The organism is Pectobacterium sp. CFBP8739, from assembly GCF_013449375.1.
Classification (GTDB): domain Bacteria; phylum Pseudomonadota; class Gammaproteobacteria; order Enterobacterales; family Enterobacteriaceae; genus Pectobacterium.
Genome location: NZ_JACDRR010000005.1, coordinates 692,990 through 718,818 on the forward strand (window position 1 = coordinate 692,990; position 25,829 = coordinate 718,818).

General features: G+C 50.0%; 24 protein-coding genes, 1 tRNA gene and 1 pseudogene. 15 read left to right on the forward strand and 11 right to left on the reverse strand.

Features of this window, described 5'->3' with window-relative positions:
- Nucleotides 1-298: 298 nt before the first annotated feature.
- Genes H0247_RS03860 through yejF form a run of 4 tightly spaced genes read left to right on the forward strand, consistent with a single transcriptional unit; the run spans nt 299 to nt 5,839 of the window.
- Nucleotides 299-2,107, forward strand: a complete 1,809-nt coding sequence (locus tag H0247_RS03860; RefSeq protein ID WP_180741317.1) for an extracellular solute-binding protein — start codon at nt 299-301, stop codon at nt 2,105-2,107.
- A gap of 9 nt (nt 2,108-2,116) precedes the next feature.
- Nucleotides 2,117-3,214 (forward strand): microcin C ABC transporter permease YejB, encoded by a 1,098-nt coding sequence (locus H0247_RS03865; RefSeq protein WP_180741318.1) that lies wholly within the window; start codon nt 2,117-2,119, stop codon nt 3,212-3,214.
- Nucleotides 3,211-4,236, forward strand: coding sequence for an ABC transporter permease (locus H0247_RS03870; protein ID WP_180741319.1), 1,026 nt, complete (start codon nt 3,211-3,213; stop codon nt 4,234-4,236). The genes H0247_RS03865 and H0247_RS03870 overlap by 4 nt, the downstream gene beginning before the upstream one ends.
- Nucleotide 4,237: 1 nt before the next feature.
- On the forward strand, nt 4,238-5,839 hold the full coding sequence (gene yejF / locus H0247_RS03875) for a microcin C ABC transporter ATP-binding protein YejF (RefSeq protein ID WP_180741320.1): 1,602 nt from the start codon (nt 4,238-4,240) through the stop codon (nt 5,837-5,839).
- Nucleotides 5,840-5,894: 55 nt separating this feature from the next.
- Here the strand turns inward: yejF and H0247_RS03880 are convergent, their stop codons facing one another.
- The 3 genes from H0247_RS03880 to rsuA form a co-directional block, all read right to left on the reverse strand.
- Nucleotides 5,895-6,239, reverse strand: coding sequence for a YejG family protein (locus H0247_RS03880; protein WP_015839902.1), 345 nt, complete (start codon nt 6,237-6,239; stop codon nt 5,895-5,897).
- 382 nt (nt 6,240-6,621) lie between these two features.
- Nucleotides 6,622-7,812, reverse strand: a complete 1,191-nt coding sequence (locus tag H0247_RS03885) for a Bcr/CflA family multidrug efflux MFS transporter (protein WP_180741321.1) — start codon at nt 7,810-7,812, stop codon at nt 6,622-6,624.
- Nucleotides 7,813-7,852: 40 nt separating this feature from the next.
- Nucleotides 7,853-8,548: a 16S rRNA pseudouridine(516) synthase RsuA gene (gene rsuA, locus H0247_RS03890; RefSeq protein WP_180741322.1), complete on the reverse strand. Its 696-nt coding sequence runs from the start codon at nt 8,546-8,548 to the stop codon at nt 7,853-7,855.
- A gap of 223 nt (nt 8,549-8,771) precedes the next feature.
- On the opposite strand from rsuA, the gene H0247_RS03895 reads away from it, so the two are divergent.
- The 3 genes from H0247_RS03895 to rplY all read left to right on the forward strand — a co-directional run bounded on the left by H0247_RS03895 (nt 8,772) and on the right by rplY (nt 11,354).
- Complete coding sequence (locus tag H0247_RS03895) at nt 8,772-9,011, forward strand: YecH family metal-binding protein (RefSeq protein WP_180741323.1); 240 nt, start codon at nt 8,772-8,774, stop codon at nt 9,009-9,011.
- A gap of 2 nt (nt 9,012-9,013) precedes the next feature.
- Nucleotides 9,014-10,810: a DEAD/DEAH box helicase gene (locus tag H0247_RS03900; protein WP_180741324.1), complete on the forward strand. Its 1,797-nt coding sequence runs from the start codon at nt 9,014-9,016 to the stop codon at nt 10,808-10,810.
- 259 nt (nt 10,811-11,069) lie between these two features.
- Nucleotides 11,070-11,354 (forward strand): 50S ribosomal protein L25, encoded by a 285-nt coding sequence (rplY, locus tag H0247_RS03905; RefSeq protein WP_180741325.1) that lies wholly within the window; start codon nt 11,070-11,072, stop codon nt 11,352-11,354.
- Between the two features lie 79 nt (nt 11,355-11,433).
- On the opposite strand, the gene yejK is transcribed toward rplY, so the two are convergent.
- A complete protein-coding gene (yejK, locus tag H0247_RS03910) occupies nt 11,434-12,450 on the reverse strand; it encodes a nucleoid-associated protein YejK (RefSeq protein ID WP_180741326.1) in 1,017 nt (338 codons plus the stop codon).
- Between the two features lie 235 nt (nt 12,451-12,685).
- Here yejK and H0247_RS03915 point away from each other — a divergent pair, with 235 nt between their 5' ends.
- The 4 genes and pseudogenes from H0247_RS03915 to H0247_RS03930 all read left to right on the forward strand — a co-directional run.
- On the forward strand, nt 12,686-12,916 hold the full coding sequence (locus tag H0247_RS03915) for a YejL family protein (protein ID WP_180741327.1): 231 nt from the start codon (nt 12,686-12,688) through the stop codon (nt 12,914-12,916).
- 14 nt (nt 12,917-12,930) lie between these two features.
- Nucleotides 12,931-14,679, forward strand: a complete 1,749-nt coding sequence (yejM, locus tag H0247_RS03920; protein WP_180741328.1) for an LPS biosynthesis-modulating metalloenzyme YejM — start codon at nt 12,931-12,933, stop codon at nt 14,677-14,679.
- 78 nt (nt 14,680-14,757) lie between these two features.
- Nucleotides 14,758-14,834, forward strand: a tRNA-Pro gene (locus tag H0247_RS03925).
- 177 nt (nt 14,835-15,011) lie between these two features.
- Nucleotides 15,012-15,107, forward strand: a pseudogene (locus tag H0247_RS03930) (integrase); the annotation flags it as partial.
- A 444-nt stretch (nt 15,108-15,551) separates the two neighbouring features.
- On the opposite strand, the gene H0247_RS03940 reads toward H0247_RS03930, so the two are convergent.
- From H0247_RS03940 to H0247_RS03955, 4 genes are all read right to left on the reverse strand, one after another.
- Entirely contained in the window at nt 15,552-16,025 is a 474-nt protein-coding gene (locus tag H0247_RS03940) for an anti-virulence regulator CigR family protein (protein ID WP_180741329.1), read from the reverse strand.
- A 254-nt stretch (nt 16,026-16,279) separates the two neighbouring features.
- Nucleotides 16,280-17,002: an alpha/beta fold hydrolase gene (locus H0247_RS03945; RefSeq protein ID WP_180741330.1), complete on the reverse strand. Its 723-nt coding sequence runs from the start codon at nt 17,000-17,002 to the stop codon at nt 16,280-16,282.
- Nucleotides 17,003-17,209: 207 nt separating this feature from the next.
- Complete coding sequence (locus tag H0247_RS03950; RefSeq protein WP_180741331.1) at nt 17,210-17,539, reverse strand: DHCW motif cupin fold protein; 330 nt, start codon at nt 17,537-17,539, stop codon at nt 17,210-17,212.
- Nucleotides 17,540-17,590: 51 nt separating this feature from the next.
- A complete protein-coding gene (locus H0247_RS03955; RefSeq protein ID WP_180741332.1) occupies nt 17,591-18,127 on the reverse strand; it encodes a rhodanese family protein in 537 nt (178 codons plus the stop codon).
- 416 nt (nt 18,128-18,543) lie between these two features.
- Here H0247_RS03955 and H0247_RS03960 point away from each other — a divergent pair, with 416 nt between their 5' ends.
- Nucleotides 18,544-19,944, forward strand: a complete 1,401-nt coding sequence (locus tag H0247_RS03960) for an EmmdR/YeeO family multidrug/toxin efflux MATE transporter (RefSeq protein WP_180741333.1) — start codon at nt 18,544-18,546, stop codon at nt 19,942-19,944.
- Between the two features lie 44 nt (nt 19,945-19,988).
- Here the strand turns inward: H0247_RS03960 and H0247_RS03965 are convergent, their stop codons facing one another.
- A complete protein-coding gene (locus tag H0247_RS03965; protein WP_180741334.1) occupies nt 19,989-21,158 on the reverse strand; it encodes an MFS transporter in 1,170 nt (389 codons plus the stop codon).
- Between the two features lie 337 nt (nt 21,159-21,495).
- Nucleotides 21,496-22,011 carry an outer membrane protein OmpX gene (ompX, locus tag H0247_RS03970; protein ID WP_180741335.1) on the reverse strand — a complete coding sequence of 172 codons (516 nt, stop codon included), beginning with the start codon at nt 22,009-22,011 and terminating at the stop codon, nt 21,496-21,498.
- Between the two features lie 377 nt (nt 22,012-22,388).
- On the opposite strand from ompX, the gene rhtA reads away from it, so the two are divergent.
- The gene (rhtA, locus tag H0247_RS03975) at nt 22,389-23,276 is read left to right on the forward strand and encodes a threonine/homoserine exporter RhtA (RefSeq protein WP_180741336.1); all 888 of its coding nucleotides are present in this window, start codon (nt 22,389-22,391) and stop codon (nt 23,274-23,276) included.
- On the opposite strand, the gene H0247_RS03980 is transcribed toward rhtA, so the two are convergent.
- Complete coding sequence (locus H0247_RS03980; RefSeq protein ID WP_180741337.1) at nt 23,264-23,815, reverse strand: adenylate kinase; 552 nt, start codon at nt 23,813-23,815, stop codon at nt 23,264-23,266. The genes rhtA and H0247_RS03980 overlap by 13 nt on opposite strands.
- A 346-nt stretch (nt 23,816-24,161) precedes the next feature.
- Between H0247_RS03980 and dps the strand changes: the two genes are divergently transcribed.
- Nucleotides 24,162-24,665: a DNA starvation/stationary phase protection protein Dps gene (gene dps, locus H0247_RS03985; protein ID WP_180741338.1), complete on the forward strand. Its 504-nt coding sequence runs from the start codon at nt 24,162-24,164 to the stop codon at nt 24,663-24,665.
- A 414-nt stretch (nt 24,666-25,079) separates the two neighbouring features.
- Nucleotides 25,080-25,826 carry a glutamine ABC transporter substrate-binding protein GlnH gene (gene glnH / locus H0247_RS03990; RefSeq protein WP_010294862.1) on the forward strand — a complete coding sequence of 249 codons (747 nt, stop codon included), beginning with the start codon at nt 25,080-25,082 and terminating at the stop codon, nt 25,824-25,826.
- The last annotated feature ends 3 nt before the right edge of the window (nt 25,827-25,829 follow it).

A 25,829-nucleotide genomic window follows, 5' to 3' on the forward strand; every position in this document is an offset into this window, starting at 1 on the left:
GTTCCCTACGTTTTTTTATGGCTGCTTCCCCCGAATATCACTGAATTCTTCCCCTTCTGCGGCACACTGCGCAAAATATGACTTGTTCAACAACCTGAAACATTAACAGGCCGTGATTAAGGTAGGTTTATCACCTGATTTCATGATAAAAAGAAAACACGCCGCTTCCCGATGGGAATGTTAATTATTTCAAGAACTTTATGCCGAGGAAATCGGCATTGTTGAGGTTACGGTATGGTATGTCTGCATCAGACGATACCCTGCCAGATAACGTCCACTCGCAGGAGATTACCGTCAGATGTTAAAACGCGTTATCGCTGCCGTATTGCTTTGCACAGCCCATTTTGGGGTGCATGCCGAAACGATTGAAAACAGCGCCAGTTTTGCACTTTTGGGGGAGCCCAAATACGCTGAGAACTTCCGCCATTTTGATTATGTGAATCCCGATGCGCCCAAAGGCGGTAGCATCACTCTCAGCGCGCTAGGAACCTTTGACAACTTCAACCGTTACGCGCTACGCGGCGTGGCAGCGGCACGCACTGAACGCCTCTATGATTCGCTCTTTGTTTCTTCTGATGACGAACCCGGCAGTTATTATCCACTGGTTGCCCTGACAACACGCCATTCAGCGGATTTCCGCTGGATTGAAATCGAGATGAATCCCAAGGCCCGCTTTCATGACGGCTCACCGATCACCGCCGCTGACGTCGCGTTCACCTACAATATGTTTATGACGCAGGGTGTGCCGCAGTTCCGCATCTATTTTAAAGATGTCACCGCTAAGGCCGTTGCCCCGCTGACTGTGCGTTTCGATTTTCCCGTATCCGACAAAAACCGCATGTTCAGCCTGCTGACGCTGCCAATCATGCCGGAGAAGTTCTGGAAGAATCACAAATTCAACGAACCGCTAGCGTATCCGCCTCCGGCCAGTGGGCCTTACCGCATCACCGCCTATCGTACCGGACAATATGTCACCTATTCTCGCGTGAAAGACTATTGGGGTGCCGATCTACCGGTCAATAAAGGACAATACAATTTCGATAAAATTCGCTACGACTACTATATGGATGACAGTGTCGCGCTGGAGGCGTTTAAAGCCGGCGCTTTCGACCTGCGTGAGGAAGGTTCGCCAAAAAACTGGGCGACCCAATATCAGGGCGGTAACTTCGCGCGTGGCTACATCATCAAACAGGATCAGGTCAATCAATCCGCTCAGTCTACGCGCTGGCTGGTATTCAATACCCAACGCCCACTGTTTCAGGATCGACGCGTGCGTCAGGCGTTAGCGCTGGCATTTGACTTTAACTGGATGAACAAGGCGCTGTATTACAACGCCTATCAGCGTACCAACAGCTATTTCCAAAACACCGAGTATGCCGCTAAAGGCGAACCCAGTGCAGAAGAATTGGCCTGGCTGACGCCGCTGAAAGACAAGATACCCGCCGAGGTCTTTGGCCCCAGCTATCAACCGCCCTCTTCCGACGGCAGCGGCTATGATCGACAAAACTGGCTTAAGGCACTCAAACTGCTGGAAGAAGCCGGTTGGGAATTGAAAGATCAAAAGCTGGTCAATCGCAAAACCGGACAGCCATTTACGTTTGAACTGCTGTTGCCAAGCGCCGGCAACTCGCAGTATGTCCTGCCTTTTCAACAGAGCCTGAAAAAACTCGGTATCACCATGAACGTGCGTAACATCGACAGTACGCAGTTCAACAGCCGTCTGCGCAAGCGCGATTTAGATATGACGGCAACGGTGTACCCTGCGTTCATCTACCCCGATGACAGTCTGCAAATGCGCTGGAGCTCGCAGTATATCGACTCAACCTACAATACTTCCGGCGTCAGCGATCCCGCGATTGATTCGCTCATCGCAGAAATCGTTAAGCATCAGGGGCAGAAAGTCCCGTTGCTGTCATTAGGCCGCGCGCTGGACAGAGTCTTGACCTGGAATCAGCTTATGATTCCGATGTGGTATTCCAATCATGACCGCTTCGCCTACTGGAACAAATTTGCTATGCCCGCTGTGCGCCCTGCTTATTCACTGGGCTTCGATGGCTGGTGGTTCGATAACCAAAAGGCGGCTACGCTGCCTGCAGAGCGACGTTAAGGAATCAAAATGGGAACGTATCTGTTACGCCGCCTCTTGCTGGTTATTCCAACCCTGTGGGCAATCATCACAATTAATTTCTTCATTGTACAAATTGCCCCTGGCGGCCCGGTGGATCAGGCCATTGCGGCGATTGAGATGGGCCACGGCAGCGGTTATACCGCTAATAGCGGAATGGATGCCGGTATGGCACGGGCGGGCACCAGCGGCGCACCCAATATCGAGAACGCTTATCGCGGTTCACGCGGCCTCGACCCAGAAGTGATCGAAGAAATCACCAAACGCTATGGCTTCGATAAACCGATCCATGAGCGCTACTTTAAATTGCTGTGGGATTATGTCCGCTTTGACTTCGGCGACAGCCTGTTTCGCGGTTCTTCGGTGATGCAATTAATTAAAGAAAGCATGCCGGTTTCCATCACGCTGGGGCTGTGGAGTACGCTGATCGTCTACCTGATTTCCATTCCTCTTGGCATCAAAAAAGCCGTGAAGAACGGCACGCCATTCGATACCTGGAGCAGCACGTTAATCATTATCGGCTATGCCATTCCGGCGTTTTTGTTTGCGATCATTTTGATTGTGCTGTTCGCGGGGGGCAGTTACCTGGACTGGTTCCCGCTTCGAGGGCTGGTCTCCAGCAATTTTGATACCCTGCCGTGGTACAGCAAGATTACCGACTACCTGTGGCATATCGCCCTACCGGTTCTGGCTTCCGTCATTGGCGGTTTCGCCACGCTAACAATGCTCACCAAGAACTCGTTTATGGATGAAATTCGTAAGCAGTACGTGGTTACCGCGCGCGCTAAAGGGCTGGATGAAAAGAGTATTCTCTACCGCCATGTGTTCCGTAATGCCATGTTATTGGTTATCGCCGGCTTCCCCGCCACGTTTATCAGTATGTTTTTTACCGGATCACTACTGATTGAGGTGATGTTCTCCCTCAACGGGCTGGGCCTGTTGGGCTATGACGCCACGCTGCAACGTGACTATCCCGTCATGTTCGGTACGCTGTATATCTTCACGCTGATCGGCTTACTGCTGAACATCGTCAGCGACATGACTTATACGCTGGTGGATCCGCGTATCGATTTTGAGGGACGCCAATGAGCCGCTTAAGCCCGATTAATCAGGCGCGCTGGGCGCGTTTTAAAAGTAATCGTCGCGGTTACTGGTCGCTGTGGGTTTTCATGGTGCTGTTTATCGTCAGTCTGTTTTCCGAACTCATTGCCAATGATAAACCGCTGCTAGTGAAATATGACGGAGAGTTCTATACGCCGGTTCTCATTGATCACAGCGAGAGGACGTTCGGCGGACAGTTAGATACCACCGCTGACTTCCGCGATCCTTATATCGCCGAGCGTATCAGCAGCCACGGTTGGGCCATCTGGCCGCTGATTCACTACAGTTACGACACCATCAACTATGCCACTACAGCGTCCTTCCCCTCTGCACCAAACTGGCAGAACTGGCTGGGTACAGACAGCCAGGGGAAAGACGTGGTTGCACAGGTGCTGTATGGCTTCCGTATCTCACTGCTGTTCGGTCTGGCGCTTACGATCCTGTCCAGCGTGATTGGTATCGCCGTCGGGGCGACACAGGGTTATTACGGCGGGCGCCTCGACCTATGGGGCCAACGCTTTATCGAAGTCTGGTCAGGTATGCCGACATTATTTCTCATTATCCTGCTATCCAGCGTGATTCAGCCGGATTTCTGGTGGCTATTAGGCATTACCGTCCTTTTCGGCTGGATGAGTCTGGTTGGCGTGGTGCGAGCAGAATTTCTGCGTACCCGAAATTTTGACTATATTCGCGCTGCACAGGCAATGGGCGTCAGCGACCGCGCGATTATGTTCCGCTGCATGCTGCCAAACGCGATGGTCGCCACGCTGACTTATCTGCCCTTCATTCTCTGCGGCTCGATTACCACGCTGACATCGCTGGACTTTCTCGGCTTTGGTCTGCCGATGGGCTCACCATCATTAGGCACCTTATTGCTGGAAGGGAAAAATAACCTTCAGGCGCCGTGGCTGGGCATTACCGTGTTTATGGTGCTTTCCATCGTGCTTTCCTTACTCATTTTTATCGGCGAAGCGGTGCGCGACGCCTTTGACCCCAGCAAGGCGCATTAATATGTCCAGTTCACCTTTATTGCAGATAGATAATCTCAGCATTGCCTTCCGCAAAGGCGAGCAGGAGCAGCGCGTTGTCGACCAGCTTTCACTGACGGTGGACTCGGGTGAGACGCTGGCGCTGGTCGGTGAGTCGGGTTCGGGGAAAAGCGTCACCGCGCTGTCGGTTTTGCGTTTGCTTCCCTCCCCACCCGTGGTTTATCCACAAGGGGATATCCGCTTCGCCGGACAATCGCTGTTGCATGCTGATGAAAAAACACTGCGTCAGATACGCGGAAACCGGATCGCGATGATCTTTCAGGAGCCGATGGTGTCGCTTAACCCTTTGCAAAGCATTGAGAAACAGCTGATTGAAGTGCTGTCGATCCACCGTGGGATGCGCACCGAGGTTGCCCGCAGCGAAGTCATCACCTGCCTGGATCGCGTAGGGATTCGGCAGGCGAAAAGCCGGTTGAACGACTTTCCACACCAGCTTTCCGGCGGGGAACGCCAGCGCGTCATGATTGCGATGGCGCTGCTGACACAGCCGGATTTGTTGATTGCCGATGAGCCCACAACGGCACTGGACGTGACCGTTCAGGCGCAAATATTGAAATTACTGAATGAGCTGAAACAGGAGTTGGGGATGAGTTTACTGTTCATCACCCATAACCTGAATATTGTCCGTCAGTTAGCGGATAGCGTATCGGTCATGAAAGCCGGTCAGGCCGTTGAGCATAATCGCTGCCAGCAGCTTTTCAGCGCACCGCAACACCCTTACACACGCCAATTGCTGGATGCAGAACCATCAGGCGAACCGCTTCCAGTAGAGGATGACGGCGAGCCACTCCTGCGGGTGGAAAAACTGCACGTTTCGTTTCCCATCAAACGCGGCCTGTTGCGCCGTACTGTTGACGAAAAGCAGGTAGTGAACAATATCAACTTCACCTTGAGACGTGGTGAAAGTCTGGGGCTAGTGGGGGAATCCGGTTCAGGAAAAAGCACGACCGGACTCGCGCTGCTGCGCCTGATTCAATCACGCGGCGATATCTGGTTTGACGGCCAGCCCTTGCAAGGGCTAACCCGTAAGCAAATGCTGCCTTTCCGCCATCGGATTCAGGTTGTCTTTCAGGATCCGAACTCCGCGCTGAACCCACGGCTGAATGTGGAGCAAATTATTGCTGAGGGATTAACCGTCCATCATAAGTTAAGCAAAGAGGCGCGCGACCAGCGTGTGGTTGAGGCGATGCAGGAAGTTGGGCTGGATCCTGCGACCCGCTACCGCTATCCCTCCGAATTTTCTGGCGGTCAGCGTCAGCGTATCGCTATCGCTCGCGCCCTAATACTGCAACCGGAGCTGCTGATCCTTGATGAACCGACATCATCACTGGACAGAACGGTTCAGGCGCAAATTCTGGCGTTGCTAAAGTCATTACAGAAAAAGCATAAAATCGCCTACCTGTTTATCAGCCATGATTTGCAGGTTATTCGCTCACTGTGCCATCAGGTTATTGTGCTACGACAAGGCGAAGTGGTTGAGCAAGGCGAATGTAAACAAGTCTTCACGCAACCTGCCGCAAATTACACGCGGGAATTACTACAGTTTTCATCCTACACGACGTAAACACCGTCGGCATAATGTGGGAATACCGCAGCGACTGCTGAGCTGACGCTGCGGTTTAAAAGGGGTATTGTGCCGATACGGACTCAGCGATAGCGACACCGACATTCTTCAAACGGCACATTGCCGTACTTTCATCATTGCGATGTAAAAATAGGCACGGTTCGCCTTCCCATTCCAGAACGGCGCATTCAACCTGAATCTCAGACAGAGACTGATGCAACTGGTGCATGATTTTCCATGCAATATCGCCGTCATGACTCAACAGCTTGAGGCCAATCAGGTTATTCTCTTCTTCTCTGCCGCTCAGCGGAATCGGTTCAACATTGACGCCTGCAAAACCCGATAACCAGCGATAACTTTGCGGCAAACGATGCACTACCGAAAGTTGGAAACTGTCCACTACTGTTTTCCTCAGGTGATAATTCACAAAATAGTAACATATTTATCATGATAGCGTGTTTACACCATTTCTCGCCACCTTTCGTGAACAAAAAAACAACAAACACGCTTTTTTCATATCGTGCTAGTAGCGAAAAAGCCTGATTGCAAGCACTATTAATGCCAAATTGATCACGAATCTTTCTTCTTTTCCGGCTATATGTAACCTTTTCTATTTAATATCTCAACTCTTTTCGACCCGTTAATTCACTTTCTGATCAACTATTTTACATTCACAAAACAAAATACCATAGCAGGTTGTCGCCGTCAGAAAGGAAATGAAGAAAGAAGAAAACAGACTCAGGTACAGGAATACCTTTCCTGCACCTGAGAAGAAAGGAAAATCAGGATGCGGAGGAACGGATTGCGTACAGATAAAGCAGAAAGGCCCCTATCGAACAGAGTGCCATTGATAGCACCATCGGCCAGGCGCTATTGAATGAAGCCAGAGATAGAATAACGCCCACAATCGCGCCCAGACCGAAGCGCAACGTGCCGGCCAACGACGAGGCCGTCCCTGCCATATGCGGGAAATCATCGAGAATCACCGCCATCGCATTCGACGCAACCATCGCAATACAGCCAACAAACAGCGCAACGCCAAATACCAACGGTAAGAACCCGAGATCGAACAGGCAGACAATCACCAGCCATATCCCCATCGCAAACTGGACCACCAGCCCCGCACGGAACATCGCCAGCGCGCCCAACCGCCGCACATTACGGCTGTTAAACAACGTCACCACAAACAGGAAGACGACGTTCAGAGCAAAGTAATAACCAAAATTCTGAGGCGACACACCATACAGATTGATATACACAAATGGCCCAGCGCTCAGGAAGGAAAACATGCCGCAAAACGACAGCCCGCTCGCCACCATATAGCTGAACACCCGCTTGTGGCGGAACAGGATGGCAAAATTCCCGATAGTGGTACGCAGATGAAATTTCTGCCGCTTCGCAGGCGGTAAGGTTTCTTTGATAAAAAAGAAAATCAACGCGGCTGCCAGAAAAGCCGCACCAGAGATCGTCCAGAAAATAGAATGCCAGCTAAACCACAACAGCAGCCAGCCGCCGGCAATCGGCGCAATGAGCGGCGCGACGGTCATCACCAACACGACAAACGACATCATGCGAGAAAAATCATCCCGTGAGAACATATCGCGCATCAGAGCATTAATTACCACCGCCGCGGCAGCGGCAGAAACCCCGTGCAAGAAACGCATGTAGATAAGCTGTTCTACCGTTTGTGCCAGCGCACAGGCCACGCCCGCAAACGCAAAAACCAGCGTACCGCCGAGGATCACAGGCTTGCGTCCTAGGCTATCCGCCATCGGCCCATAGAACATCTGGCCAATCGCAAAGCCCAGCACATAGGTACTGAGCGTCATTTGGACGTGTCCATCCCCCACGCCAAACTCGTTAGCAATGGTCGGTAATGCAGGTAAATACATATCGATGGCTAACGGCATTAGCATCGAAATCAGGCCAAGGATAAAAATCAGCCCAAGATGAGAAGAGCGGCGTAATTGCACTAATAACTCCAGATTAGAAAGAAGGTCATGCTATACAGCATTATTTTACGCTGGCGATCTCCTCATCGCTTAATTCTCGGAATTCCCCCGGTTCCAGTTCACTATCCAGCCAGATGTCGCCAATACGCTCGCGGTGTAGCTCCACAACCCGATTCCCCACCGCCGCAAACATCCTTTTCACCTGATGATAGCGACCTTCGCTAATGGTCAGTCGAACGACATGATCCGTTATCTTCTCAAGCGTAGCGGGTTTAGTGAGATTCTTCTCGTTATGTAACTGTACGCCCGCTGTAAATTGCGTGGCGGTATCTTCGGCCAGCGGTTGCTCCAGCGTCACTAGGTAGGTTTTTTCACACTGATGCTTAGGCGAAGTAATACGATGCGACCATTGTCCATCGTCCGTTAACAGCACCAGCCCCGTGGTGTCAATATCCAGTCGGCCTGCCGCATGCAGTTTGTGCGCCACCGGGACATCCATAAAATACAAAATGGTGGGATGATCGGGGTCGTCCGTTGAACAGACATAGCCCTGAGGCTTATTCAGCATGAAGTAGCGCGGGCCGGTTTGCTGTTCCAGCGGATTGCCATCAAATTCCACGTTATGCTCGGGGGATAGCTTGAACGCACCGCTCTTCACCACGTCACCGTCAACGGTCACACGCTGCGCACGCAGTTCACGCGCCACCAGAGAACGACTAATTCCCAGATGCTGGGATAAAAATTTGTCCAATCGCATTAAAGCTCACTACCTATCTCAAATAACAGCCAGTCTCAAATCATGAGACCCTAAATTGTGAGGGGATAGTATAACGAGGGTTTGTTCACGCGTCCTGCAATTCACCGCCCATAAGTGGCTCTTTTTAGCCGACCTTCAGGCTGCACAACCGTTGCTTATCCCTCGCACTGGGTATTATCAACAGGCATAATAAGGGCAATTTTTACATTTTAAGGATAACCCTATGTCATCTATTCACGGTCATGAAGTGTTGCAAATGATGATCGCATCCGGTGAATCATTTACCACCGAACAGCTGATTAGCACGATAGAAGCCCGCTTCGGCAGTGCTGCGCGTTTTCATACCTGTTCCGCCGAAAATATGACGGCCTCGATGCTGGTACAATTTCTGTCTGAACGTGGGAAATTTATCCCGCTCGATGCGGGCTTTACCACCAGCACCAGTAAAATCTGTCAGCACTAGTTATGTCGTTCACGCCGTCTGCCTCGTTCACACCGTCTTCCTCGTTCACACTACGGCCTTACCAGCGTGAGGCTGTTTCCGCCACCCTCGACTATTTTCGCCGCCATACCCAACCGGCCGTTATCGTTTTACCTACCGGTGCGGGAAAAAGTCTGGTCATCGCCGAACTGGCGCGACTGGCTCGCGGCCGTGTTCTGGTGCTGGCGCACGTTAAGGAACTGGTCGCGCAAAATCATGCCAAATACTGCGCTTGGGGGCTGGATGCGGATATCTTCGCCGCTGGGCTGCAACAGCGAGACAGTCAGGGGAAAGTGGTCTTTGGCAGCGTACAGTCTGTCGCACGGAACCTCGACCAGTTCGATAATGCGTTCTCTCTGTTGATCATTGATGAGTGTCACCGAATTAGCGATGACGATAACAGCCAATATCAACAAATCATCCAGCATCTGCAAAAAACCAATCCACAGCTGCGGCTACTCGGCTTAACCGCCACGCCTTATCGGCTTGGCAAAGGCTGGATATACCAATATCACTATCACGGTATGATACGTGGCGACGAGCGCTGTTTATTTCGCGACTGCATCTATGAGCTACCGCTGCGCTATATGATCAAACATGGCTTTCTGGTGCCGCCTGATCGGCTGGATATGCCGATAGTGCAATATGACTTCAGCAAGCTCGTCGCCCGCAGCAACGGGCTATTCAGTGAAGCTGACCTGAACCTCGAACTCAAACGTCAGCAGCGCATTACGCCGCACATCATCAGTCAGGTCATCGATTATGCGCAAACGCGGCGCGGTGCGATGATTTTTGCGTCCACCGTCGAACACGCCAAAGAAATTACGGCTTTATTACCGGTTGGTCAGGCGGCATTGGTCAGCGCCGATACGCCAGCAGCCGAGCGCGATGCGCTGATTGACGCCTTTAAACAACAGGCGCTGAAATATCTGGTCAACGTGGCGGTGCTAACAACGGGATTTGATGCCCCGCATGTCGATCTTATCGCCATCCTTCGCCCAACAGAGTCTATCAGCCTGTATCAGCAAATCGTCGGGCGCGGTTTACGCTTATATCCGGGGAAAACGGACTGTTTGATTTTGGATTACGCGGGCAACCCACACGATCTCTATACGCCAGAAGTCGGCAACAGCAAACCGCATGCCGGTAGCCAGCCAGTGCAGGTCTTCTGCCCTGCTTGCGGTTTTGCCAACCTCTTTTGGGGAAAAACCACTCCAGACGGCGATGTCATCGAACACTATGGCCGCCGCTGTCAGGGGTGGGACATGGCGGAAAACGGCCAACGCCAGCAATGTGATTTCCGGTTCCGGTTTAAAGTCTGCCCGCACTGCGGTGCGGAAAATGATATCGCGGCGCGGCGCTGCCACCAGTGTAACGAGGTGTTGGTCGATCCCGATGACATGCTGAAAGCAGCGCTTAAGCTGAAAGACGCTCTGGTTTTACGCTGTAGTGGCATGAGCTTCGAGCAGGGGCAAGATGCAAAAGGAGAATGGCTGAAAATCATCTACCACGATGAAGACGGGGCCGATGTGAGTGAACGTTTTCGCCTGCATTCCACCGCGCAGCGCCACGTTTTCCTGCAACAATTTTTACGCGTTCATCAACGCGCGCCGGGAACACCGTTTAACTGGCAGCATGCCGCCGACGTTATCAAGCAGCAGGCCTTACTGCGTGCTCCCGATTTTGTTGTCGCTCGCAAACACGGAACATTCTGGCAAATCCGTGAAAAGCTCTTTGACTATCAGGGGCGTTTCCGTCGCGCCAATGAGCTCCGCGGCTAAGGTATACTCTAAATAATTCGAGTTTCAGGAAGGCGGCAAGTGAGGGAATCCCGATGAGCTTACTCAGGTAAGTGATTCGGGTGACAGAACGCTGCCAACGCACATGAAACTTGAAGTATGACGAGTAATTCCGAGATTCATTTGCCCGCAGAGCCATATTCCGCTAGAATTCAGCCCGCTTTTGTTCGCAAAAGCTGAATAACCCCGCCTGCTGCTGGGTCGCCTGTAGCAGGGTTACTTTATATAAGTAGAGAATAAAATGATTACTATCAAAGCAGAAGTACGTAAGGATCAGGGTAAGGGTGCGAGCCGCCGCCTGCGTTCCGCTGGTAAATTCCCAGCCATCGTTTACGGTGGTTCAGAAGCACCAGTTTCTATCGAACTGGATCACGACTCAGTGAAAAACCAAGAAGCGAAAGAAGGCTTCTACGGTACTGCACTGACTCTGTCTATCGATGGCAAAGAAGTACAAGTTAAAGTTCAGGCTGTACAACGTCACGTTTACAAGCCAAAACTGACTCACATCGACTTCGTTCGCGTTTAGTTCGCGTTGAAGTTGTTTTCCGGGACGCCGGAAAAGAAGAACGCCGCTTATGCGGCGTTTTTTTTATCACAAATTCAAGTCATTCAGACGACTTACCGCTGCTTGTCCGACGCTGTAACTGATCACGCAAGTTCGGTGGTGTGCCTTTAATCGTCAACGTATCCGTCGCCGGATCCCAGAAAATCCGCTCACCGAGCAATAGCGCATCAAAATTCAGGCTGATGCCACCGCCGCTGCCGGCAAATTTGGTTAACTGGCGCAGTGTTCCACGATCGGCAGGGAAGCTCTCTTCCAGCTCATAACCCTGTTCAGTTGAAAACTGCTGAAAAGTTTTCTCACCCAGAGGTGGTAATTCCTGCGACAGCGATGCCAGCTCGATTTCCTCACCGGACTGCAATTGCTCATTACAGTAGCTATACACCTGCTGACGGTAATTCTGACGCTCGTTTTTATCTAACTGCGCTTCATCACAATACTCATCGACCGCTTTCAACAAGCCACGGTTTTGCGCTTTGGTATCCAGCCCTTCTGACGCGGCCAGAAAATCCATGAAGAAGTCAGAGACTTTTCGCCCGACGCGGCCTTTCAGGAACGTCAGATAGCGCGTAGATTCTGGATTGGTTTCCCATTCGGTCAAATCGATACGTGCAACGATATCGGCATGATTGATATCCAGATAATGCGTGGTGCTGATATCCAGCTGCTCATTAACCCGCATACTATTGCAGCTATTAAGCACCGATATCAGTAAATACTCGACCGCCAGATAACGGTACTGGCAAAACAACACAATACCGCCCTCGGCAAACGGGTACTTCGCCAGCTCGTCACGCAGGCGCCCGGTGGCCGCGCGGGAGAAACTCAGAAAGTCCTCATCCCCTTTGCGACAGGCTCGCAGCGCATCTGCCAGCTCACTTTGCTCATTAAACAGCCCATAGGCCTTACTTTTGGCGCTGTAGACGCGATGCAGTTCAGCCATCATCTCTTCGACTGCCGCGTTGGTCGACAGCAGGGTATCACGCAACACCATTTCCAGCGTTTGTTCGTCACGTTTAATCAGCTGATGCAGGGCAATCTGGGCGATATCCAGACTCATGATAAACTCTCCTTTTGGCAAGGCGCGTATTCAAACACTGATGCGGACAGCCCGCAACACATAAAGCCGCCCTTCATACCTTACACGCGCTAAGCGTCTACACTACTTATTGATAAAAGTCCGTTTATTGATAAAAGTCCGTTTGGGATAAAAGTACGGTAATGATAAAAGTGCGGAAAAGCATAAGCCTATACGGTAAGATAAGCGACTTTACCAGCTTGAGATACGCCATTTTATGCCACAATCATCCCGTTATAGTGACGAACACGTTGAACAACTGCTTTCTGAGATGGTCAATGTTCTGGAAAAACACCGCGCCCCGACCGATCTTGCTTTGATGGTGCTCGGTAATATGGTGACAAACCTGATTAACACCAGCATAGCGCCTGCGCAACGTCAGGTTATGGCGCGTTCTTTCGCTGAAGCCCTACAAGCTTCGATTAAAAAAGCCGATAAAGCTCACTAAGTTTTGACCAACGTATGGTAACCAACCGTCAGCGCTACCGCGAAAAAGTCTCCCAGATGATCAGTTGGGGACACTGGTTCGCCTTGTTCAACATTTTGCTCACTTTGGGGCTGGGTAGCCGCTATCTGTTTGTTGCCGATTGGCCGACCTCCCTGTTCGGTCGAATTTACGCGCTAGTTAGCTGGCTCGGTCATTTCAGTTTTATCGTCTTTGCCGCCTATCTGCTGGTCATCTTCCCGCTCACATTTATTGTGATGTCGCAGCGCCTGCTGAGGTTCCTGTCTGCGGCGCTGGCAACGGCTGGGCTGACGATACTGTTAGTGGATGTTGAGGTCTTTACACGGTTTCACCTGCACCTCAACAGCACCGTCTGGGAACTTGTCGTCAACCCGGGGCAAGGCGAAATTGCCCGCGACTGGCAGTGGATGTTTATTGGCATTCCGTTAATTTTCATGGTGGAAATGCTGTTCGGCACCTGGTGCTGGCAAAAATTACGCAGCCTGAATCGCCGCCACTTTGGCAAACCGCTGGCGGGCGTTTTCATCTCGGCGTTCTTTGCGTCACACCTGATATATATCTGGGCCGATGCCAATTTCTATCGCCCGATTACAATGCAACGCGCCAATCTGCCGCTGTCTTATCCGATGACAGCCCGCAAGTTTCTGGAGAAACATGGTCTGCTGGATGCACAGGAATATCAGCGCCGGCTAACGCAGCAGGGTAATCCTGAAGCCATAATGGTGGAGTATCCGCTCAATAACATCACCTTCCGCGATAACGGCAGCGGCTACAACCTGCTGATGGTGATGATCGACGATACCCCACCTGATGTAATGCAGAATCGCATGCCGAGCCTGTCACATTTCGCCGCAGAAAATGTGCGCTTCAGCGATCATTATGATTCAGGTTCACAGCCAGATGCCGCCTTGTTTAACCTGTTTTACGGCCTCTCGACGACCTATATGGATGGTGTACTGAGCGCACGTAAACCTTCAGCATTAATCACCGCATTAAGCCAGCAGGGCTATCAGTTCGGGCTCTTTTCGACGAACGGCTTCAACAGCCCGCTCTATCGCCAAGCGCTTCTTTCTGATTTCTCCTTGCCTGCACCACAGCAGCAAAGCGGCGATATCATCATCGCGCAGTGGCAGGAGTGGCTCAACCGCGATAATAACCCTGCCCCTTGGTTCTCTTACATTGAACTCAGCAGCGCGCCGAAACCCGCAGATGGCAAAGGGACAGAACCCAATGCCCGTGTAAATATTCAGGACGTTGACCGCCAGATCGGCCACATTATTCGCACCCTGCAGGAAAAAAACATTCTGGATAATACCGTCGTCATCATAACAACGGCACAAAACCAGAATGCCAACACCGGCAATGCGGCACGTTTTGTGCGAAGCCAGTGGCAAACGCCGCTCATTGTTCATTGGCCGAAGACTCCTGCGCAGACTATTACGAAAATGACGGACAACAAGGACGTCATGACCACGCTGATGCAGCGCCTGCTCCATGTTAAAAACAGCACAGATGATTATTCACAGGGTGAAGACCTCTTCTCTGCCCAACGACGCTCTCCGTGGTTGATTAACGGCAATGGCGGCACGCTGATAATCACAACGCAGGATCAGCTCATTGTGTTGGAAAGCAACGGCAACTACCGGGCTTACGACATGGAGGGAAATCGGCTGAATGATGAAAAACCACAGCTTGCCCTGCTCTTGCAGGTACTAACGGATGAAAGGCGCTTTATTGCCAACTAACTGCCTAAATCTAAAGCAGTCGTTCCATCAGGCTATTGCAATAAGGTCAGGAAAAGGTAGTATAAATGCCCATAGCATCGGCACGTAGCGCAGCCTGGTAGCGCACCGTCATGGGGTGTCGGGGGTCGGAGGTTCAAATCCTCTCGTGCCGACCAAATACATATTCGGTAAGTATCGTTTACTACCGGAAACCCCACAAGAACCCGCATTCTCACTGAGTTTGCGGGTTTTTTGTTGCCTGTTATCTATCGGCATACCCCGTTTACAGCCGGAAAGTTTGGTTATACGTTTAGTTATACCGCCCCATATACCTACAAAAGCGTATAACTACGATGGCTCGTATAACTACCCCGCTGACCAATACCGAGATCAAAGCCGCCAAACCTGCCGAGAAGGAATATACGCTACAGGACGGGGATGGGTTATATTGTAAGCATCTGTAGTTGCCCCCACTATCCCAACATCATCGCCTACCGTGTGAAAGATAATATGATCCAGATTCTGTGCGTCTTTTATACGCACAGGCGTTTACCATCAAAATGGTGAACTACCGTCTTTTTGAATTTTAACGCGCGCACATCCATCAACTAACCGCTACGCCGCCATGAAAGACGATAAAAAACATAACCAACAATCAAGACCGTCCGCCTAGGGAGGAAAACGTACCGATGCAGGCGCTCCCATGGGTAACACCAATGCGGTGAAACATGGGGAACGCAGCCGTCAGGCATTCTTTCCTTTGGCGGGGGATGATGGGCGATTCACGCAGTTACAATTGCTACAAGTAAGAAACCAACTCCTTGCTGAACGTGTCGGCGAGTTGATGCACAGATCGCTTTCTTTGCAACGTGGTGTAATAAGACGGGTATGTATTAATCAAAAACACCATTGATGACTGCCGTCACAATAGAGGTACTTAATGCAATGAGAACAAGGTCTTTACCCACAGCTCGCCACTCATAACCAACATAATGAGGCAAGTCTCGAATCATCGAAGCAGGTAATGTTTTCTTCGCAATACCTGGTGGCAATGGTTTCCCACGAACCACATTCTTAGCAATCCCCGGAGGAAGCGATTGATACCCTACCAGACCATAAGTCAGCGCAAGGGAGCGAGCCTGAGAGAAACTGATATCAGCATCGACACGGTTTAGTCTGGCTTCATTTTTACGCTTTCCGTGATCGTCATTTCCCTTTCCAGAACTATGACTTTTATTGCCATGAACACCGCTATTACCGTGACTTCCTCCATTACCGTTACTAGGGTTGGCATAAATCGGTGCAGAAAAAACCGAAAGAGAAATAGCCGCTATCAGTGCAGTGTTGAGAGAGCAACGCTTGAACATGTCCTTTATTCCTTGGAATAAGGTATATCTATTCAAGATAGGTCAAGATCGCTGCCTAAACAATCTCATGATTTCTTATTTTAAATACCTTCACATCAAACGGATAAAATAAAAGTGGGGAGTTAGTGAACCAGTCGCCCATCAATTGGCGACTGTACTAATGTGATGCACAAAATTTGTGCATATCGGGTGAGAGACACTTCATTGCCCGTAAGAAAGATATGTTATGGTGAATTCATGATTAACCTTCACCGTCACACTGTTAGCAGTATCTCACTTAGTTTTTCGTCCTGAGAGAAAAAAGGTTCATGCCCTGCATCAAGTGTGTAAATGGTACCGACATTCGCTTTTTCAGCCATTTTCTGCTGAAGTTTGGGAGAGATAGCGAGGTCTTGCGTGCAAACAATGTAAGCTTTTGGCAAATTGATGAATCCTTCTGTCCATGTGACGGTTTCAGTCAAAGGCTGAATGGGTTGCGGTTTAAACTGTGCAAGGAGAGAATCAGTGTCATTTTCCGCATCGTCATTGAAGAACGTAGATGCAATTTTTTCAGGGACTAATACCAAAACGCCTTTATCAAGGAGAGGCTGTACAATCGGCCCTTCAGTCCCCAGTTTCTTGCTTTGTTCAGCCAACATAGCGACAGATTCACCATTTTGCGGAAGCATTGCGCAAACGTAGATGAGTTTTTCAAACAAATCGGGGGCGAGTGATGCCGCTAACGTGATCGCGGCCCCTCCCATGCTATGACCGACCAGCGTCACTTTTCCCTGAACGGACAGCGCGCGAGCCGCGTCAATAATTTTACGGGCATAAGCATCGAGTGACACGGCCGTAACCGGCGTCTGATCCTCACCACTTCCAGGAAGATCGATGGCTTTTACTGTATTGCCGTCAACTTTCAGCTTCGGTTGTACTGTGTTCCAGACCCATGCACCCTGCCATGCTCCGTGTATCAGCAAAAAATTTTTGGACATGTTTAGCTACCTTATTCGATATAAGTAGCACTATTAGGGCCCAGAGTCATGCCAAAAAACAGATACAGTTAATCCCGATAAAGCCATAACAGTGACTTTCCGCATAAAACCAGCACAGAAAAATAATTTGCGCCAGATGGTGGGATTAACTAAATCAAGGGCTAATCGCCGTACTCTGATTTCCGTACTCCAGATTAGCCCCTCACCTCAATCCACAACAAACAGCTTCGCCCCCGTCTCCGTGTAGGAGCGATGGGCTTCTGCGTTATCCGCAACCTGATAACTCATTCCCGGTTTGAGGACAAAAACACGACCATCGTCCAATTCCGTATGAAGCTCGCCTTCAAGGCACAGCAGAATATGCCCTTTTGAGCACCAGTGATCGGCAAGGTAACCAGGTGTATATTCCACAATACGCACCCGAATATTATCAAAACGCTGCGTTCGCCAGTAGGCGATTCCCGTCTCCCCTTGATGCTCAGTGGGTTCTATTTTCGACCAGTCAGTCGTACCAAACGGAATGTTTTTCATATCCATATTACTGCCCCTATTTTTGGTGGTTAACACTCCGCTAACTATCTCGGCAAATCAGCGCTTGGTTGCTCGGTTCCACGGCATTTTCATTAACAGCCTTGCCATCCCGCAAAAACCGGTCATCCCAGCAAACAGCAACCCTGCTCCTACAAAGCCAGAGAGCAGGAAGAAAGCGCTGTTTACGCTGTAACCCAGTAATACACCACTCAGAATCAGTACGCCAGCGGCGATTTGAACCTGCCGCATGAGGTCAATTGGTTGCTTATGATTCACCTCTGTCGGAAATCCCGCCTTTTTCCATGCCGTCATTCCCCCTTCCAGAAGAAAAACCGCTGCGGGTGAAGCCGCCTGTGCCAGCAGGCCAGCATTCTGTTCCGAACGCATGCCGGATAAGCAGTGGAAAATCACCGTTTTTCCTTCCCTAGCATCGTTAGGGAGGACATACCCGGCGGAAGAATTCAGCGGATGCAGTTTCGCCTGCGCAATATGCTCGCGGGCGTACTCTTCCGGCTGGCGAATATCAATGAGTATCGCCTCTTCATCTAATAACTTGCGGGCTTGGATGGGTGAGATAGCAAGTGGCGTTGGCATGATCGTGATCCTCTTTTGAGCTGCTGAAACCCGTCATAATACAACCATTCAACATGGCGTTAAGCCGACAAGAAGGTGATATCGCTGATGATCTGCGTCTCACCACTAATTTAGATTAATCTAATAAAGCAAAATCTAAATTAAATAGTGCGCACGTGCAACAACTTTCCATGCTGGGAAAGCAATCCAGGCTGGACATCAATTTGGCGGCTGATACTCTGTAAATAGGAACGCTATTTTAAAAAACAGCCATGCTGCTGCGATCGCACAAAATAGAGTCGTAACTGCATGGATAAGTCACTGTGTGAAACGGTATGAGTAAGTACCGTGCAACATGATGCTATTTGCGAGCCACCACTTTGTGGCTCTGTTTACCGTACTGACAGGGAAACTTGAGATACTTCCAAGACCGTTTCATGAAAAAATTAAAAGATACAGACTGGTATAAAAAGCGTTACTCCAACCGCGTACTCTTCTGGAGAGAAATCTCACCGCTCGCCTTCCCTATCTTTATTGAAGGCCTTTGCGTCGTGTTGATGGGAGTCTTCAGCACCTTCCTAGTCAGTTGGCTAGGTAAAGAGGCCATGGCGGCTGTCGGCTTGGCTGACAGCTTCAATATGGTCATCATCGCATTCTTCACCGCCGTCGCGTTGGGGACTGCCGTTGTTGTCGCGTTCAGCCTGGGGCAACGCAATAGAAAGCAGGCGCGTTCTGCGGCTCGCCAGTCAATGTCATTACTGGTTCTGTCATCATTTCTGCTAGTCGCGCTGGTTGAATTCGCCGGTTCGGCGATTATCGATCTGATCGCAGGGCAGGCCGACGCACAGGTTAAAGCACTAGCCCTCACGTTCCTGCGCTGGACCGTGTGGGGATATCCAGCTGTCGCCATCGCGCTGGTAGGCTGTGGCGCGTTGCGGGGCGCGGGCAATACCAAGTTGCCCATGGTCATCAACATTGGGATGAATATCCTCAACATTGCCATCAGTAGCCTGCTGATTTACGGTGCCTTTTCCTGGGATGGCTTAGGATTTATTGGTGCCGGCATCGGGATCACCATTTCACGCTATATCGGTGCAGTATTCGTGATTTTAACGCTGATGCACGGTTTTAACGGCGCGTTGCGTATTCCCTTCAAGTCTTACTTTGCACCTTTTACCCTGACGATTCTCTATGAAGTGCTCAGTATCGGTATTCCCGCCAGCATAGAATCGGTGATGTTTAACATCGGCAAGCTGATCACTCAACGCTTTGTCGCGGGTATGGGAACCGAAGTCATTGCCGGAAACTTTATTGCTTTCTCTATCTCAACGCTGATCAACCTTCCCGGCAATTCGCTCGGCGCCGCCGCCACGATTATCGTTGGCACACGACTGGGTAAAGGCCAGATTATGCAGTCCACACGCCAGTTGAAGCACATATTCTGGCTGTCCAATATTGGGCTATGCGTACTTGCCGTACTGTCGGTGCCCAGCGCCAGCTTTTTGGCATCGTTTTACACCGATGAGCCGGAAGTTATCGAAGTGGCAAAACATCTCCTGTGGCTCAACGCGCTATTTATGCCAATTTGGGCCGCGTCTTGGGTGCTCCCTGCCGGTCTGAAAGGCGCGAAAGATGCCAGCTATACCATGTGGGTGGCAATGGCTGGTATGTGGGGATGTCGGGTCATCGCGGGATATATCCTCGGCGTGATGCTCGGTTTTGGCGTGATCGGCGTGTGGATGGGGATGTTCTTTGATTGGATTGTACGCGGCTTCTTTTATTACCGCCGCCTGATGAGCGGGCGCTGGCTATGGCGTTATCGCACACCAACAAATTGATGATAGCGAGCGGGTTTCCGCTCGCTGGCAACACCACAAACCGCTTAGCGACTCAGGCTTTTCACCGGAGCAAAGCGGGTCGCCATGATAATCAACACGACCACACCGACAGTCATAATCATCCAAGCCTGCTCCAAACCCGCCGTATGCTGACGAATGAAGCCAGCCAGCAGCGGCATCAGGCTGGCAAGGATGTAGCCGCCGCCCTGCACAAAGCCCATCAGTGAACCGGTTTTATGTGATTCGGTTACCTGATCCAACGCCACAATCAGCGATAGCGGGAACAGCGCACCAATGCCAATGCCCAGCATGATAATAATGGGATATGTAAACGTCAGCGGTGCCACAATCAACCCAATCATTCCCACCAGCATCACGGTCAGGATAGGAAGCAGCAACTTGCGGCGATCGGGAAAGCGGTTGATAAACGTGGACACCAGCAAGCCGGAAATCACCTCCGTCAGCGTTAATCCGCCCAACATCAGGCCGCTTTGCGTCGCATCGAGCCCTAGTTGAATGTAATACGGTGGCAGCCATGCCAGCACCAGCGTATATGCGCCCGTACCAATACCGAAGAACACCATCAGCAGCCAATCCATCCCGCTTCTACGCGTCGCCAGAACAGCCGCTGCCTCCTGCTTCGCGGTATACGCTTTAGGCACACACCACCAGGCCACTGTGGCAATCAACGCCACAATTCCCCAGCAGGCCAGCGCGCTTTGCCAGCCCCATACATTTGCCAGCGGAGAAACCGATGAAGCCGCAAACGCCGCGCCAGTCATAATCGCCGTAGTATAAAACCCCATCAGAAGACTGCTATGACGGCCAAAATGGAGTTTGATAAACGACGGCACCAGCGCCTGAATTAAGGCAATCCCGCCCCCAGCAAGCGCGGCGCTCACCAGCAGAGCCATGCCGCTATTCAGCCACCAGCGTACACCACACGCCAAGGCAATCACCACAATACCCAATGTGATGCCCCGATACTCCCCCAGACGTGCCTGCAACTGACCGCCATATAACGCACACCACCCCATCGCGAACACGGGGAGCGTGGTTAACATGCCCGCCATGCTGTCATCCAGACCCGTTGCGGCCTGAATCTGATTCAGCAACGGGCCAATCCCCGCCAGTACGGGGCGTAAATTCAATCCCAACAGGATAATCGTGAAGAAAAGAAAAGCCCGCGTGCGGGCCGTTGATGTCACTACCATGTATAACCTCAATAGCTTGAGCAAGTCACTACTGCCTGATGATCAACATCTTCACACAAAGAATCTTAACGTCAAGATAAAATCTTATAACAGATCAACAGGGTGGCTTTTGCTCAATGGCAACAAGAATAACCGGATATCGACCGACTAGAAAATGGCGGCTAATGACGGGCGAAACTCGTCACTGCTTTGACAAACAGCCATAAAAATGCCGTTTGCGATGACCCGCAAGGGGGTGGGCAGGAAGCTCCCCATAAAAAAATCCGCCCTGAAAAGAGCGGATTCTTCCGACACATCTAACAACCAATGCTGAGGGTAAACCCCCTACAGGGTTAGATTAGAAACGGTAACCTACGCCAACAGCCCAAGCACCAACGTCAACACTGCGGATACGGCTTTGTTCGTAACCGACATCCAGAGCAACGTCTTGGATTGGGTTGAACTGAACACCAGCACCGTAGGTGAAGCCATAATCGTCATTGCTGCTGTTGTTCAGACCGTTGGTCGCGTTATTGGTAACTTTACCATGGCTGAAACCGACAACACCGTACAGGCTTGCCCAGTCATTCAGACGGTAAGCTGGGCCCGCAGTAAAGCCCATGTACTGGCCTTTGCTGTACAGACCGTCATCGCTACCATTTTTTTCCAGGTAGGTGAAAGAGCTAATAACGCCCAGTGGGTTATTATCTTGCTCATAACGATATTTCAAGTTAAAGCCTTTAACTTTATTTTGTACGCCCTGAGCATCACCTTGAGCATAACCAGCAGAGACAGTGCTTTGACCAGCAAATGCAGAACCTGCGCCAACGGCTAATACACAAGCCAGAGCGGAAAGACACGCGATTTTTTTCATATTTACAGCCTCAAATTCATTTTATGAAATGACTAACTAACGCCGTAAATATAACAAAGAAATTCGAGGCTTACCGCCCTATAAATATTTATCAATTAGCCTTTAGATGTAACAAATATTGTCAAATCAAACCTATCACGCTAATTACATTAGCTTTTTTATTGTGACAGTTAGATTGAAAATAAATTCACCTCAAGGCTGTAAAACAGACGATTCTTAATTTCCCGCTCAGTTTGTATGCGTTTTGAATTGAGCAAAAATAAAACAATTAAATGATGCGTAAATAAAGGTCAATAAAAGTCAACTCATACCAGACAAACTGTTTACAATTGGGTATAATAGCAACGGAATGTTATACCTATTTTAAGGCCAAAAGAATGACCTTATTTTCCCACCGCTCGTCATCATTTGTACCCGTATTGCTCATCATTATCTCAATGCTTTCTATCCAAAGCGGTGCGGCTCTGGCCAAGAGTCTGTTTCCACTCATTGGCGCAACGGGCGTAACCGCGTTACGCCTGAGTATAGGTACGATCATTCTGTGCATCATCTTCAAGCCGTGGCGGATGCGCTTTAGCAGTAACCGCCTGCCATTGCTGGTTTATGGCATCACGCTAGGTGGGATGAACTTTCTATTTTACCTCTCATTACAGACGGTACCGCTCGGCATTGCTGTCGCACTGGAATTCACTGGCCCACTTGCCGTTGCGATGCTAGCCTCACGCAGACCTATTGATTTTCTGTGGGTTTTTCTTGCCGTTGCTGGTCTGTGGTTCTTATTACCGCTGGGTCACAATATCGGCAATGTTGATCTGATGGGGGCAGCTTGCGCCGTGGGTGCCGGTGCATGCTGGGCGCTCTATATTCTGTTTGGGCAAAAAGCAGGGGCGAATCATGGGCCTGGCACCGTCGCCATAGGATCCTGCATTGCCGCACTGATTTTCTGCCCTATCGGTGCATATTACGCAGAGAGCACGCTGTTTTCGTTATCAATGCTTCCGCTCGGTATTGCCGTCGCGATTCTGTCCACCGCGCTCCCTTATTCTCTGGAAATGGTGGCATTGACTCGTCTGCCTGCCAGAACGTTCAGCACACTGATGAGTATGGAACCCGCTATTGCCGCCCTCTCCGGGATTCTTTTTCTCGGCGAACATTTATCGTTTATTCAGTGGATGGCGCTGATCTTTATTATCATCGCGTCAATCGGCGCAACGCTGACAATAAAACCGGCGGGTGACGCCAAAGTAACGACTCAAGCCGAATGAAGGCGTATTTCCTTGGGAAGGTGTTGCAGGAAAGCTTCACATTCTCGAGGAGAACGCAACGTAATAAAGTGAATATGCTGATAACGCGGATCGGCTAAATCCGCCAAATACCGTTTCCGGTTTCTTGAATAGGTTTTTATTGTCCAGATAATAATGGAATCCCGACTAAAGAAACTGCGGAGAAAAGATTCTTTATTCCCTGTGCCGCTCCAGAGCTCCTCTTTACGCCATGCCCGAACACAGGCACGCCGTACCGCCTGAAAAAGCGTACGGCTAAAACTGTAATCGACCCAAATCACGACATCAATATTGCGCCATTTGATCTCACGCGTTCGATTATAGTTGCCATCCAACACCCAACTTTCAGGTTCCAGTGCGCTTTCAAGTCGTTGAAAAAAATCGATATCCGTCCGCTCCTGCCAGTCTTTCAGCCAGAACAACGCATCCATTTCAATGTACGGAATAACCAACTTTTCAGACAAACAGCGAGCAAGTGTCGATTTACCACTTCCACTGGTACCAATAATATTTACTCTCATTCTGCACGACTCCCTTTACTCCACATCATATGTTTTAAGGAGAAAACAACGAGGACATTCTATTTCAATCAGAATGACGGGCGAATAATAACTATTTTCACCTAAGTGAAAATGATATTTATCAATATATGAGATGATATTTCAAGCGTAATTAAAACATTGCACTTACATGCTGGGTTATTGCATTACCGATATCAGATAAATCCTGACTACAAATACCCATAATATCGTTATGCTAAAGCTATTCATTCGATAGGTGATTCTTTTCAATATTCATTTTTATCACTGCTATAATTAATCACGTTGAACAGTAAGACTATGAATAATTAAAGAGAGGATAACTATTATGTCTACCGCCAAACTCGTGAAATCAGCACCGTCCGCACTGCTTTACACTCGCAATGATTTGGATGATAGCGTTAAGACCTCGACGATCGCGCTGTTAAACCAAATTGTTGTTGATTTTATCGACCTGTCGTTGATTACTAAACAGGCACATTGGAACATGCGCGGTGCAAATTTTATCGCCGTTCATGAAATGCTGGATGGCTTCCGCACCTCGATTATTGACCATCAAGACACTATCGCTGAGCGCGTAGTGCAAATAGGCGGCGTCGCGCTGGGTACCGTACAAATTGTGGGTAAACAAACCTCGCTGAAAAGCTATCCAACTAACATCCATAGCGTTCAGGATCATCTGAAGGCGCTGGCAGAGCGTTATGCGATTGTTGCCAACAACGTACGCAAAGCAATTGGCAAAACGGAAGATGAGGCCTCTGCGGACATCCTGACCGCCGCATCGCGCGATCTGGATCAGTTCCTGTGGTTCATTGAATCAAACATTGAATAATCAGCGTCATCATCCGACGGACGCTTTCAAGGCTGCTTCAGCAGCCTTTTTACTGCGATTTCCCCCGCTCAATCTGCCCCCTTTTCTGGTACAACCTGCACAAACCACGCATTTTATCCGTTAAGATGCTCAAAAAATTAGCTTTTGCCTGCATTAATTTGACATAACACCAATCAACGGTTGTTTCCCTCGTATAAATCAGTTAATCATAGCAGCGCCTTGCCTGAGCGAATCGGAGGTGAAAATTTCACCGCTGGCAGGGCAATAAATAAAAGCAACAGGTTAAGCACAACGCAGGGTAACTGGCTCAGGCTTCATTTTTGTGTGATGTACTATGCTTAAAATACCTGTAAAACAAAGCTTAAAACGCCTGTAAAACAAAAAGCTCCCACAACTGCTAATAGGAAGGATTTAATGAAATCACTACTTAAGGCCTCTTTGGCTGCACTGACACTGATGATGAGTGTATCTAGCTATGCTGCTGAGAAAGAACTGATTGTCGCCACAGACACCGCTTTCGTCCCTTTTGAGTTCAAACAAGGCGACAAGTATGTCGGTTTTGACATCGACCTCTGGGATGCCATCGCTAAACAGCTCAACCTGAAGTACACCCTGAAGCCAATGGACTTCGGCGGCATTATTCCTGCACTGCAAACGCGTAACATCGATCTGGCGTTGGCAGGCATTACCATTACTGAAGAGCGCAAAAAAGCAATCGATTTCTCTGACGGCTACTACAACAGCGGCCTGCTGGTGATGGTCAAAGCAGACAACAACGACATCAAAGGCGAGCAGGATTTAGCCGGTAAAGTGCTGGCGGTGAAGAGCGGTACCGGTTCTGTTGATTACGCGAAAGCCAATATCAAAACCAAAGATCTGCGCCAGTTCCCGAACATCGACAACGCCTATATGGAACTGGGCACCAACCGTGCTGACGCCGTGCTGCACGATACCCCAAATATCCTCTACTTCATCAAAACCGCAGGCAATGGCCAGTTTAAAGCGGTAGGTGACTCCATTAAAGCCCAGCAATACGGCATCGCGTTCCCGAAAGGCAGCAACGAACTGCGTGAAAAAGTGAATGGCGCCCTGAAAACACTGCGTGAAAACGGCACTTATGCTGAGATCTACAAGAAGTGGTTTGGCGTAGAACCTAAGTAATTG